This window comes from Rhabdaerophilum sp. SD176, assembly GCF_030143245.1.
Taxonomy (GTDB): domain Bacteria; phylum Pseudomonadota; class Alphaproteobacteria; order Rhizobiales; family Beijerinckiaceae; genus Rhabdaerophilum.
This window is the reverse complement of sequence record NZ_JARJNS010000005.1, coordinates 165,466-177,940: the sequence shown is the minus strand read 5'-3', so window position 1 is coordinate 177,940 and position 12,475 is coordinate 165,466. Positions and strand designations below refer to the sequence as shown.

Annotated in this window: 11 protein-coding genes; 6 read left to right on the top strand and 5 right to left on the bottom strand. The window is 65.5% G+C overall.

Annotation, left to right across the window (positions count from 1 at the left end; genetic code table 11):
• Positions 1 to 113: 113 nt before the first annotated feature.
• The 3 genes from P0652_RS13135 to P0652_RS13125 all read left to right on the top strand — a co-directional run bounded on the left by P0652_RS13135 (position 114) and on the right by P0652_RS13125 (position 5,211).
• Positions 114 to 1,301, top strand: a complete 1,188-nt coding sequence (locus tag P0652_RS13135) for a CaiB/BaiF CoA transferase family protein (RefSeq protein WP_284179284.1) — start codon at positions 114 to 116, stop codon at positions 1,299 to 1,301.
• On the top strand, positions 1,301 to 2,962 hold the full coding sequence (locus P0652_RS13130; RefSeq protein ID WP_284179545.1) for a thiamine pyrophosphate-binding protein: 1,662 nt from the start codon (positions 1,301 to 1,303) through the stop codon (positions 2,960 to 2,962). The genes P0652_RS13135 and P0652_RS13130 overlap by 1 nt, the downstream gene beginning before the upstream one ends.
• Before the next feature lie 161 nt (positions 2,963 to 3,123).
• Positions 3,124 to 5,211, top strand: a complete 2,088-nt coding sequence (locus P0652_RS13125; RefSeq protein ID WP_284179283.1) for a transglycosylase domain-containing protein — start codon at positions 3,124 to 3,126, stop codon at positions 5,209 to 5,211.
• On the opposite strand, the gene P0652_RS13120 is transcribed toward P0652_RS13125, so the two are convergent.
• The 4 genes from P0652_RS13120 to P0652_RS13105 all read right to left on the bottom strand — a co-directional run bounded on the left by P0652_RS13120 (position 5,212) and on the right by P0652_RS13105 (position 9,338).
• A complete protein-coding gene (locus P0652_RS13120) occupies positions 5,212 to 6,393 on the bottom strand; it encodes a multidrug effflux MFS transporter (protein WP_284179282.1) in 1,182 nt (393 codons plus the stop codon). It abuts the gene before it with no gap.
• Between the two features lie 20 nt (positions 6,394 to 6,413).
• Positions 6,414 to 7,178, bottom strand: a complete 765-nt coding sequence (locus tag P0652_RS13115; protein WP_284179281.1) for a M48 family metallopeptidase — start codon at positions 7,176 to 7,178, stop codon at positions 6,414 to 6,416.
• Between the two features lie 59 nt (positions 7,179 to 7,237).
• Entirely contained in the window at positions 7,238 to 8,515 is a 1,278-nt protein-coding gene (locus tag P0652_RS13110) for a polyhydroxyalkanoate depolymerase (RefSeq protein WP_284179280.1), read from the bottom strand.
• 202 nt (positions 8,516 to 8,717) lie between these two features.
• Positions 8,718 to 9,338 (bottom strand): DNA-3-methyladenine glycosylase I, encoded by a 621-nt coding sequence (locus P0652_RS13105; RefSeq protein WP_284179279.1) that lies wholly within the window; start codon positions 9,336 to 9,338, stop codon positions 8,718 to 8,720.
• Positions 9,339 to 9,512: 174 nt separating this feature from the next.
• Between P0652_RS13105 and P0652_RS13100 the strand changes: the two genes are divergently transcribed.
• Both P0652_RS13100 and P0652_RS13095 read left to right on the top strand, forming a co-directional pair.
• A complete protein-coding gene (locus tag P0652_RS13100) occupies positions 9,513 to 10,034 on the top strand; it encodes an NUDIX hydrolase (protein WP_284179278.1) in 522 nt (173 codons plus the stop codon).
• Between the two features lie 83 nt (positions 10,035 to 10,117).
• Positions 10,118 to 10,843 (top strand): 2-keto-4-pentenoate hydratase, encoded by a 726-nt coding sequence (locus tag P0652_RS13095; RefSeq protein WP_284179277.1) that lies wholly within the window; start codon positions 10,118 to 10,120, stop codon positions 10,841 to 10,843.
• A 6-nt stretch (positions 10,844 to 10,849) separates the two neighbouring features.
• On the opposite strand, the gene P0652_RS13090 is transcribed toward P0652_RS13095, so the two are convergent.
• Positions 10,850 to 11,296 carry an Lrp/AsnC family transcriptional regulator gene (locus tag P0652_RS13090; RefSeq protein ID WP_284179276.1) on the bottom strand — a complete coding sequence of 149 codons (447 nt, stop codon included), beginning with the start codon at positions 11,294 to 11,296 and terminating at the stop codon, positions 10,850 to 10,852.
• A 135-nt stretch (positions 11,297 to 11,431) separates the two neighbouring features.
• Here P0652_RS13090 and ocd point away from each other — a divergent pair, with 135 nt between their 5' ends.
• Complete coding sequence (gene ocd / locus P0652_RS13085; protein WP_284179275.1) at positions 11,432 to 12,475, top strand: ornithine cyclodeaminase; 1,044 nt, start codon at positions 11,432 to 11,434, stop codon at positions 12,473 to 12,475.

The following is a 12,475-nucleotide window of genomic DNA, read 5'->3' as shown; positions in this document are numbered from 1 at the left end:
GGGAAAACACAGTTGTTCACGCCTTGGCGAGAATGGCGTGACAGCCATGCCCTCCGAGTGGACAAGCGGTTCGAGGCTTGCGGGCGCGAGCGGAGTGTGATCCTCCTTCAGTCATGACACAGATTGCTGCTTCCCGCCCCCTCGAGGGGCTTCGCGTCCTCGAACTGGCGCGGATCCTGGCCGGCCCGTGGATCGGCCAGCTTCTGGCCGATCTCGGCGCCGATGTCGTCAAGGTCGAGCGCAAGGGCGCCGGCGACGATACCCGTAGCTGGGGGCCGCCCTTCGTGGCGGCGAAGGATGGCGGTGATCTCGGCGCGGCTTATTTCCACTCTTGCAACCGCGGCAAGCGCTCGATCGAGGCCGATTTCGAGAACCCGGACGATATCGCCATGATCCGCCAGCTGGCGGGTGCGGCGGATGTCGTGGTCGAGAATTTCAAGGTTGGCGGGCTGAAGAAATACGGCCTCGATGCGGATTCACTCCGGGCGATGAAGCCGTCATTGATCTATTGCTCGATCACGGGGTTCGGGCAGGACGGGCCCTATGCGCCGCGCGCCGGCTACGATTTTCTGATTCAGGGCATGGCCGGGGCGATGGACATTACCGGCCAGCCGGACGGGCAACCGACCAAGGCCGGCTATGCAACGGCGGATATCTTCACCGGCATGTATGCGACGGTGGCGATTCTCTCGGCCCTGCGGCGGCGCGATGCCGGCGGCGGCGGCGCGCATATCGACTGCGCATTGCTCGACAGCCAGATCGCGGTTCTGGGCAACCAGGCCATGAATTATCTCGTCGGAGGCAGGGCGCCCACGCGGCTCGGCAATGCGCATCCCAACATCGTGCCCTACGAGGTCTTCCCGGTGGCTGATGGCTACATCATCATCGCCAGTGGCAATGACGGGCAATATCGCAAGCTTTGCGAGGCGCTCGGCGCGCATGATCTTGCCAGCCACCCCGATTATGCGACCAATCGCGGCCGGGTGGCCAATCGGGCCGTGCTGGTGCCGATGCTTTCCGCGCATACCGCCCGGTTCGGCAAGGCGGAATTGCTGGCGGCGCTGGAGCGTGCCGGCGTGCCTGCCGGACCGATCAACCGGCTCGACGAGGTCTTCGCCGATCCGCAGGTGCTGGCCCGCGGCATGAAGATCGACCTGCCCCGCACGGAAGCCGAGGCCGGCCATGTGCCGACCGTGCGCACGCCGATCCTGATCGATGGCGTGCCGCAGGTTTCACGCCGTCCCTCCCCGATCCTGGGCGAACATACCCGGGAAGTTCTCGAAGACCCGAACTGGACATGATGACCATGCCGCGCACCGGAGCCCAAATCCTCGTCGATCAACTGGCCAGGCAGCAGGTCACCGACATTTTCTGCGTGCCCGGCGAGAGCTATCTCGCCGTGCTCGATTCGCTGCATGACGCCGCGATCCGCGTGACTGTCTGCCGGCAGGAAGGTTCGGCGGCGATGATGGCCGACACCGTCGGCCGGCTGACCGGGCGGCCGGGCATCTGCTTCGTTACGCGGGGGCCGGGTGCGACCAATGCGAGCCCGGGCGTGCATATCGCGCATCAGGATTCGGTGCCGATGATCCTCTTTGTCGGCCAGATCGAGCGCGGCGCCCGCGAGCGCGGCGCGTTCCAGGAGTTGGATTACCGCGCTGTCTTCGGCAGCATGACCAAGTGGACGACCGAGATCGACGATGCCGCGCGTATCCCGGAAATCCTCTCGCGCGCCTTTCATGTGGCGATGTCCGGCCGGCCGGGGCCGGTGGTGATCGCGCTGCCGGAGGATATGCTGGTCGAGCCCGCCGAGGTCGCGGATGCGCCATTCGTGAAGCCGGCGGAGACTGCCCCGTCGCTTTCGGCCATGGCCGAACTCCAGAAGCGGCTCTGGGCCTCGAAGTCGCCGGTGATGCTGCTGGGTGGCACGCGCTGGACGGAGGCCGCCGTCCGGACCGTGACCCGCTTCGCCGAACGATTCGAGCTGCCCGTGGCGGTCAGCTTCCGGCGGCAGATGCTGTTTCCGGCGGATCACGCGAATTTCGCCGGGGATCTCGGGATCGGGCCCAATCCGGCTTTGCTGAAGCGGATCCGCGAGTCGGACCTCGTGCTCGCCGTGGGGGCGCGGATCGGGGAAATGCCGAGCCAGGGCTACACGCTGTTCGGCATTCCCGGCGATGGAAGCCGGCTCGTCCATGTCCATCCCGGGGCGGAGGAACTCGGCCGCGTCTATGCGCCGGCCCAGGCCATCCATGCCGACCCGGCGAGTTTCGCGGCGGCCCTCGAGGGCGTGCATCCGCCGCGGGTGATCCCGTGGAAGGGGCAGGCGGAGGAGGCCCATGCCAGCTTCCTGGGCTGGACCACGCCGAAGCCGATTCCCGGCCGGTTGCAGATGGGCGATGTCATGCTCCATCTACGGGAGGCCCTGCCGCAGGACACGATCCTCTGCAATGGCGCCGGCAACTACGCCACATGGCTGCATCGCTATTACCGGTTCAACCGGTACCAGACCCAATCCGCCCCGACCTCGGGCTCGATGGGCTATGGCGTGCCGGCGGCGGTCGGCGCGAAGCGCCTCTTCCCGGAGCGTACCGTCGTGGCTTTTGCCGGCGATGGCTGCTTCCTGATGAACGGACAGGATTTCGCCACTGCCGTGCAATATGGCCTGCCGATTATCGTGCTGGTCATCGACAATGGCATGTACGGGACGATCCGGATGCACCAGGAGCGCGAATATCCGGGTCGTGTCTCGGCAACGGCGCTGAAAAACCCGGATTTCGCTGCCTATGCGCGGGCTTTCGGCGGCCATGGCGAGCGCGTGGAGACGACAGCGGAATTCGCTCCGGCCTTCGAGCGAGCGCGCGCTTCTGGCAAGCCTGCCATCCTGCATTGCCTGATCGATCCGGAAGCGATCACCCCGACCACGACAATCACCGCTTTGCGGGAAGCGGCCAAGGCCTGATCCTGAGCCCATCGCCTGACCTGCCGTTCCGCCCTGCTTCTGCCGGAATCTCCGCGCATCCCCCGGAAAGGCGAGGATACTAACCTCGCCTTAAGGGCGCGCGGGCACGATGGCGCGCGGGAAGGCTGGCTTTCGGGCCGGCAAGGGAGATCCGGGACGGTATGGGACGGGCAGGCGGCCCCAGGGAGCGGCGTGAGCCGCGCTTCGATGATGGCGGGTTCGGCAGCGAAGGCGGGTTGCGCCTGTCTGCCGAGGATCGGCCCGTGAAGCGCGCGCGCGGCAAGGGCCCGGCCCCGAAGCGTAGCCGGCGCCGCGGTCGCGGTTTCTTCGGCACGCTGTTCTACTGGAGTTTCGTGATGGGCCTCTGGGCCCTGCTCGCTTTGGGCGGTGTCGTGGCCTATTTCGCGATGAAATTGCCGCCGATCGACCAGCTCAGCGTGCCGAAACGGCCACCGAACATCGCCATCCTTGCCAGCGACGGCACGCTGATCGCCAATCGCGGCGAGACCGGTGGCTCGACCGTGCCGATCGCCGAATTACCGCCCTATGTCGGCAAGGCTTTTGTTGCGATCGAGGATCGCCGCTTCTACCAGCATTTCGGGATCGACCTCGCCGGTCTCGCGCGGGCCGTGGTCAAGAATGTCGCGGCCCGGCGCGCCGAGCAAGGCGGATCAACCCTGACACAGCAGCTCGCCAAGAACATCTTCCTCACGCAGGAGCGGACCTTGTCCCGCAAGGCTCAGGAAGCCTTGCTCGCCTTGTGGCTGGAGCGGAACTACACGAAGGACCAGATCCTCGAACTCTATATGAACCGGGTGTATTTCGGCGCCGGAGCCTATGGCATCGAGGCGGCCAGCCAGAAATTCTTCGGCAAGAGCGCGCGGGCCGTCACCCTCGGCGAGGCCGCCGTGCTGGCGGGTCTGGTGCAATCCCCCTCGCGGCTTGCGCCAAACAAGAACCCCGAAGGCGCGGCAGACCGTGCCGCGCTCGTCATGGCCAAGATGGTCGAAGCCGGCTTTGCGACGCCGGAACAGGCGAAGAGCTCGAAATTCAACACGGCCGATGCCCGCAAGCGTGCCAAACCCGGCCAGGGCAATTATGCGGCGGACTGGATCATGGATATCCTCGACGACCATATCGGTGCGGTCGAGACCGATATCATTGTCCGCACAACGATCGACCCGAAACTGCAGGCCATGGGCGAGCGCGCCTTCGCCACGGCCTTCGAGCCAAAGCGCGGCAAGCTCAATGTCGAGCAGGCGGCCCTGGTGGCGATGGCTCCGGATGGCGCCGTCCGCGCCATGCTGGGCGGCCGGGATTATGCCGAGAGCCAGTTCAACAGGGCCATCGCCGCCAAGCGCCAGCCGGGCTCGTCCTTCAAGCCGTTTGTCTATCTCGCGGCTCTTGAAAAGGGGATGACGCCGGAGACCGTGCGCGAGGATGCGCCGATCAATATCCGCGGATGGCGGCCCGAGAACTACACGCAGGAATATTTCGGGCAGGTCAGCCTGACGCAGGCTCTGGCCATGTCGCTCAACACCATCGCCGTGAAGCTCAATGTCGAGGTCGGGCCGCGGCAAGTGGTGCGGACGGCACAAAGGCTTGGCATCAATTCGGCGCTCAAGGCCAATGAATCGCTCGCGCTCGGCACATCCGAGGTCACGCCGCTGGAAATCACCGGCGCCTATGCCGTCCTGGCCAATGGCGGCACTGGCGTCGTGCCCCATGTCATCCTCGAGGTGAAATCAACCGCCGGGCAGATCATCTATCGCCGGCCGCCACCGGCGCTCGGGCAGGTCGTCGATCCGGCCCATATCAGCATGATGAACCGGATGATGCGGGAAACGCTCGTCAGCGGCACCGCCCGCAAATCCGACATTCCCGGCCATCCCGCCGCCGGCAAGACCGGAACAACGCAGGATCACCGCGATGCCTGGTTTGTTGGCTATACTGGCCAGCTGGTTGCCTCCGTCTGGGTAGGCAATGATGACAGCCAGCCGATGAAAAAGGTCACCGGCTCGGGGCTTCCGGCCGAGATCTGGGCAGAATTCATGCGGCAGGCCCATCGCGGGTTGCCTTCACAGCCCCTGCCGGGCGCCCGCGATTCCGACCCGCTGGGCAGCCTGCTTCAGGCGAATGCCACACCCGCCGCACCGCCAGCTCCTGTGCGGGAGAACCCCGGCGCCTGGCAGAACCAGGGCCCGACGGCCAAGGAGCGGAGCCTGCTCAGCCGGCTTTTCGGGCCGTAATCAGCTCCGCCGCACCAGCGGCAGCAGGGCGACGGAGGCGAGGCCGAGAACGGCAACCGCACCAGCCAGCACCATCGGCCCCTTGTCGATCCAGGCGCCCACCTGCGCCCCGACCACGGCTGCAAAGCCCATCTGGATGACACCGAGCAGCGACGAGGCCGCGCCCGCCCTTTCCGGAAAATGCATCATGGCGCCGGCATGGCTTTGCGGCAGCGTGAAGCCGACGCCGGCCGCATAGGCCACCATCGGCAGGGTGATTGCGGCGGGGCCGAAACCGAGCAGCAGGCCGGCCACCATGGCGAGGCCCCCGCCGGATTGCAGCAGGGCGCCGGTCAGCAGCATGCGGCGCTGGTCATAGCGGAGGGCCAGCCGCTGCGCGAGGAAAGCCCCGGCCATGTAGCCCAGCACCATGACCACGAAGGAAACGGCGAAGAGGAAGGGCGTCAGCCGGAAATGCTGCTGATAGACGAAGCTTGAGCCTGAAATGAAGGCGAAGAGCCCGGAATAGCAGGCAGCGGCTAGCAGCGCGAAGGGCAGGAACCGCCGGTCACGCAGCAAAGCGCCGAACCCGCCGACCACGGTGAAGATGGTCAGCGGCGTGGTGGCGCGCTGGCGCAGGGTTTCCGGCAGGGCGGATACAACCACAGCGGCGAGGCCCGCAGCGAGCAGCGCAGTGGCCACGAAATTGGACCGCCAGCCGAAGCCGAGTTCGAGCCCGACACCGAGGATCGGGGCAATGGCAGGGACAACGCCCATGATCGTGCCCATCCGGGCGAGTTCCTGCGCCGCCCGCCGGCCTTCATGCAGGTCGCGCACCATGGCGCGCGCCACGACCAGTGGCGCGGCGGCGCCGAGGCCCTGCAACCCGCGCGAGGCGATCAGAACTTCGAGCGAGGGCGCCATGGCCGAAATCAGATTGGCACAGCCGTAGAGAGCGAGGCCGAAGAGCACGACCTTCTTGCGGCCGATCCGGTCGGAAACCGGGCCGTAAAGCGGGAGGCCTGTCGCGAAGCCGATCAGATAGGCCGAGAGCGTCAGCTGCGCCTGGCCGCTGGCCACATCGAAATGCCGGGCAATCGAGGGCAGCGAGGGGAGATAGAGATCGGTCGACAGGGGGCCGAGCGCGGTCAGGAAGCCGAGCAGGATGGTCAGCGCGAAGCGGTCGGTGGAAAGGGTGGCCAAGGCAGATCCGGATGGGGCGCTCAGGCGCCGTAGAGATGAAGCTGGGCGCCATGCCGGTTGAGCCAGGTCTCGGCGCGTCGGAAGTCGGGATAGAGGAAGGCGACATGCCGCCAGTAGCGGATGGAATGGTTCATTTCCATCCGATGCGCAACCTCATGCGCGGCGAGATAATCGAGAATGTCCGACGGCGCGAAGATCAGGCGCCAGGAAAACGCAAGGTCGCCCCGTGATGAACAGGAACCCCAGCGAGACCGTGTATCCTTGATGGTAATCCGTCCCACAGAGACCTCCAGCCGTGTGGCATGGCGGTGGACGGCGGCACGGAGGTCAGCCTCGGCAAGGCCTCTGAGGAAACGCTCGGTGCGGGTGGCGAGATGGGCCGGATCGCCATGGACCAGCAGGCGAGGCTCCGCGCCGGACCCGTCCAGCCGGGTCTCGCCGCGGAAGGGCAGGCAGTGTTCGATCCGGTGCGGCACACCGCGCACGGGCAGAAGCGCGCCGGACTCAAAAGGGATGCGGGCGGGCTGGCTCCGCAGGCGGGCCTCAAGCCAGCCGCGATGATCCTGAAGAAACTGCTCGGCGCGGCCCTTGCCGACCGAATAGGGCAGGGTGAGCGCCGGCGTGCCGGTCCTCCGGTCAATCTTCAGGATCATCCGACGGGCATCCGGCCGGTAGCGCACCGGAACCGTGACGATTTCACCGCCGATCCGCACCTGCAGGTCCGGCAGCGTCCTGGTGCGCCGGGCTGGGCGCAAGCCGAAAAAATCCTTGAGCGAGGGGGCCATGAGCACTCCGAACCGGCCGAAGCTGGCCGATTCGGACGCTGGCATCAATGCCTGCCGGCTCAGCGGGCGTTGACCACGCGCTTGAGCGGCTGGATCTGGGCGGAGCCATGCTCGCGGGTAAACTCCACGATGCGCGGCGCGATGAACTTGCGGAAGCGCGAGCCGTTGAAGACGCCGTAATGGCCGACATCCTTCTGGAGATGGTAGAGATGTTTCTCCTTCGGGAGGTTCACGCAGAGATCATGCGTGGCCCGCGTCTGTCCGACACCGGAAATGTCGTCCTTCTCGCCCTCGACCGTCATCAGCGCGCAGTTGCGGATGGCGCCGAGATCGATCCGCTCCTCGCGGTGGAACATCTCGCCCTTCGGCAGCGCATGCCGGACGAAGACTGTATCGACCGTCTGGAGATAGAATTCGGCAGTAAGGTCCATCACCGCCATGTATTCGTCGTAGAATTCGCGGTGCTTCTCTGCGGAATCACCGTCGCCATCGACCAGATGGTTGAACATGTCCCAATGGGCGGTGAGATGGCGGTCGAAATTCATCGCCATGAAACCCGAAAGCTGCAGATAGCCGGGATAGACCTCGCGCATCACGCCGGGATGCGGGAACGGCACGCGGGAAATGCAGTTGTCGCGGAACCATTGCATGCCCCGGCGCTGGGCCAGCTTGTTGACCTCGGTCGGACTCTCGCGGGTATCGATCGGTCCGCCCATGAGAATCATCGAGCGGGGCGAATGAGGGTCCTGCTCGGCCTCGAGCCGGGCGATCGCCGCCACGACCGGCACCGAAGGCTGGCAGACAGCGAGAACATGCACATCCGGCCCAAGGAACCGGATCATCGCCTTCACATAGTCGATGTAATCGTTGAGATCGAAGGTCCCGGCGGCCAGCGGCACAAGGCGTGCGTCGACCCAGTCGGTGATATAGACCTCGAAATGCGGCAGGAACGCTTCCACCGTGCCGCGGAGCAGCGTGGCGAAATGGCCCGACATCGGGGCGACGATCAGGAGCTTGGGCTGCCGGCCGGCGTTGGCGGGCAGGGCACGATCGAAATGGATCAAGTTGCAGAACGTATTCCGCCAGACAGCCCGTTCGATCACCTCGATGGTCTGGCCCTCGAACTGGGTCGTGGGCAGGTCGAAGGCCGGCTTGCCGTAGCGGCGCGTCGTCCGCTCAAACAATTCGCAGGCGGCTGCCATCGAGCGACCATAAGGCGTATGGGTCAGCGGGTTGATCGGATTGCGGTAAAAAAGCCGCATTGCATCGCTGGCCGCGCGCGCCGGACCGAGGATCGCATGTGCGGCCTCGTAGAAGAAATATCCGCTCTTTTTCATGGGCCTGCACCCCTCAGGTGGTGGCCATGACCTGCATGACCAGGAGAGAAATGTCGCATTCTCCGGTAAAGGTTCCAATGCGACTTTGGGAAGGTTCGCCTCTCCGGGCGTTTCTTTCGTTCTATTGTGAACAATCCGTCACGGCAACCCGCTTCAATGCGACCCCGCCCTGCGAAAATGCGGGAGCTCCGGGGTCGAAGGTTCAGCCCGGACGGATAAAGGCGCCGCGGGCACGCTCCGCTTCCGCCCGGATCACACATTCCGCAGCGTGATCATTGATCAGCCCCATAGCCTGCATGAAGGCGAAAACCGTGGTTGGCCCGACAAAGGCCCAGCCACGCCGCTTCAGATCCTTCGACAGCGCGATGGAGGCGGGCGAAACGGAAACGGTCTGCGGCGGGGTCGTTTCGTCCGGTCGAGGCTCGAACTGCCAGAAATAGGCTGCGAGCGAGCCGCATTCGGCGGCCAGATCGACCGCACGGCGGGCATTGTTGATGACGGCCTCGATCTTGCCGCGATGGCGGACGATGCCCGGATCGGCGAGAAGCCGGGCGAGATCAGCCTCGCCATAACGGGCGACAAGGTGGAAATCGAACCCGTCGAAGGCGGCACGGAAATTTTCCCGCTTGGCGAGAATCGTGCGCCAGCTCAGCCCGGACTGAAAGGATTCGAGACAGAGCTTTTCGAAGAGGCGGATATCGTCTCCTACAGGAAAGCCCCATTCCGAATCATGATAAGCAAAGAATTCCGGCGCGGCGCCACACCAACGACAGCGCGGCCGGCCATCGGGGCCGGAGATGGTCCTGGCGGGAGAGTCAGGCATCGGAACCTCGCTTGGCCATGACCTTGTCTTCTTCTTATCGCGTCGTGGATCGCGAAAGAGCAAGGCTTGAAACAGCGCCGCCAACGGGATACCTGCCTGTTGTGACAAATGTGACATTGACATGACAGTCGCGCCGGGAAAGGCCGGCTTTCGCCGCTGACCGGAAAAGGGCTGATGGAGCCGAAACGCGATCCGCATTCCCAGGAACCGCCCTCGCCCGGCTCCATGCCCGAACTGGCCATGCCCGATATCGAGACGGCTTCGCTCCGGCTGCGGTTGCAATATGCGGCCCTGCCCTACCGGTTCCGCAAGGACGGACAGATCGAGATCTTGCTCGTCACCTCCATCAGCACGCGGCGCTGGATCATTCCGAAGGGATGGCCGATGGGCAAGCGGCCACCGCACAAGGTGGCGGCGCAGGAAGCCGCCGAGGAGGCCGGCGTCGAAGGCCGGATCGGCAAGAACTCGATCGGCCATTACACTTACGAGAAGATGCTCTCGAATGGCGCGTTCGTGCCCTGCAGGGTCGATATCTTCGCCCTCGAGGTCTGCAAGCAGAAATCGGCCTGGCCCGAACGGAAGCGCCGGGACCGGAGATGGCTCGTGCCGGAAGAAGCGGCGAGCCTTGTCGGCGATGCCGAACTGGCGCCGATCCTGCGCAACTTCGCACCGGTGCCAGGCGCCGCCGGGAGCTAGACGCCGGGCCCCGCCGGGTCCTACGCTGACGCGAAGCCTGAAGGGGCGGATGGTCGAAGCCAAATACCGGAAGGAAATGCGACGTGAACGCTACCGAATTCACCCGTTGGCTGGTCGAAGCGCGGCAGAAGGGCATCCTGCTCGGGCCAAGCCCCGAACCGGCCTCGCTGGAGGAGGCCTATACCGTCCAGAGGCTGACCTGCGAGGCCCTCGGCGAAAGCGTGGCGGGCTGGAAGGTTGCTGACCATCCGCGGCTCGGGCCGATTGCCGCGCCGATCTTCGCCGGAATGTCGAAGGCCGAAGGGGCGTCGTGGCCCTTCGGGCCGGGCCTCGGTGTCGAGATCGAGATCGCGCTCCGGCTGAACCGGGATCTGGCGCCGGGCGATTACAGCCGTGCGATGATCGCGGAGGCGATCGAGGGTTATTCCATCGGCGTCGAACTGGTGGGGGCGCGGCTCGCAGAGCCGGACCGCAACCTCTACGCCTTTCTCGGCGACCTCATGGCCAATCGCGGCTATGTCATGGGCGCCGAATTCAAGCCCTGGCAGGAACTGGCTGTGCCGGGCCGTGCCTGCCGGTTCCGGATCGACGGAAAGCTGGTCCATGACGCGCCTGCCGCGCCGCCGGCTTTGGACCCGCTGGGCGCGACGGCTGCCTGGCTTTCGCGCGGGAATGATACGCTGGGCGGGCTGAAGGCCGGGCAATTCGTGACCACCGGCTCCGTCTGCGGCATCATTCCGGTGCCGGGGCCAGGCGTGGCAGTCGCGGAGATCGAAGGGCTCGGCGCCGTGCGGCTCACCCTGGCCTGATCGCGTTCAGGCGGAAGCAAGTCCCGCCTGGCTGCTGCGCGGCGTCGCCAGCAGCAGATGGGTTTCCGAGGCTGCGATGCCGGGCGTCATCCGCATTCGGTTGAGCACGTCGTCGAGCGCGGTCAGGCTTTCCGTGCTGATCTCGGCGATCAGGTCCCATTTGCCGCTGGTCGTATGGATGGCCGTCACCTCAGCGAGACCGGTCAGCGCCGCGACGACACGATCCTTCGCGCGGCCTTCGACCTCGATCAGCGTGATGCCGCGGACCGGGGCGGAATGGACATCGGCCCGGAGGATCACCGTGTAGCCGACGATATCGCCCTGCTGCTCCAGCCGCTCGATCCGGGCCCGGACCGTTGCCCGCGAGACATCGAGCTCAAGAGCGAGATCGGAAATGCCCCGGCGACCATTCTGGCGCAGCAGGGTGATGAGGCGGCGGTCCAGCACATCCATGGCAGGCCTGCATGATCATAATGGCAAACAGTATATGCCATTATGATAGCTTATTTTGACGCGACTGCCAATCTGGCCTGTTCATTCCGCCGGAACCTGCGGCTAGGCTCGGGGGAAACAAGGGGAGTGCCGGCCATGGATCGCAAGCTCAATCTCGTCCGTTTCGTCAGCGTCGAGCGGATGATGCGCATCATCCTCGCACGCGGTGTCGAGTCGGTCCTGCGCGCGCTTGCAGCCTCAATCGAGGAGGATTTCCGGCGCTGGGAGCATTTCGACAAGACCGCCCGCGTCGCGTCGCACAGCCGGGAGGGCGTGATAGAACTGATGCCGACCAGCGATGGCGGGCAATATGCGTTCAAATATGTCAATGGCCACCCGCGAAACACCCGCGACGGGCTGCAGACCGTGACGGCCTTCGGAATGCTCGCCGATGTGGCGACCGGCTATCCGGTCCTGCTGAGCGAGATGACCATCCTGACGGCCCTGCGCACCGCAGCGACATCAGCCATGGCTGCCCGCCACCTCGCCCCGGCGGGGGCGCGCGTCATGGCGCTGATCGGCAACGGTGCGCAATCCGAGTTCCAGGCGCTGGCCTTCAAGGCCGTGCTCGGCATCGACCGGCTACGCCTGCATGATATCGACCCGACCGCCAGCCGGCGTTGTGCCGCCAACCTCGCCCGCTATGGCTTCGTGATCGAGATCTGCGACACGCCCGAGAGCGCGGTACTCGGCGCCGATATCATCACCACCGCCACGGCCGACAAGGCCAACGCGACGATCCTGACCGATAACATGGTCGGAGCCGGGGTCCATATCAACGCTGTGGGCGGGGATTGCCCTGGCAAGACCGAGTTGCATGCCGATATCCTGCGGCGTTCCTCGATCTTCGTGGAATATCCGCCGCAGACGCGGATCGAGGGCGAGATCCAGCAATTGCCAGAGGATCATCCGGTCACGGAATTATGGCGCGTCGTGGCCGGGCTGGAACCGGGCCGGCGCGAGGCACGCGAGATCACGCTGTTCGACTCGGTCGGCTTCGCGATCGAGGATTTCTCTGCCCTGCGTTGGCTGGCCCGGGCGGCGGACGAGAGCGGGGAGTATGACGAACTCGACCTGCTCGCCGACCCGGACGAACCGCGCGACCTCTTCGGCATGCTGCTCCGGGCGGAGGCAGCCTGA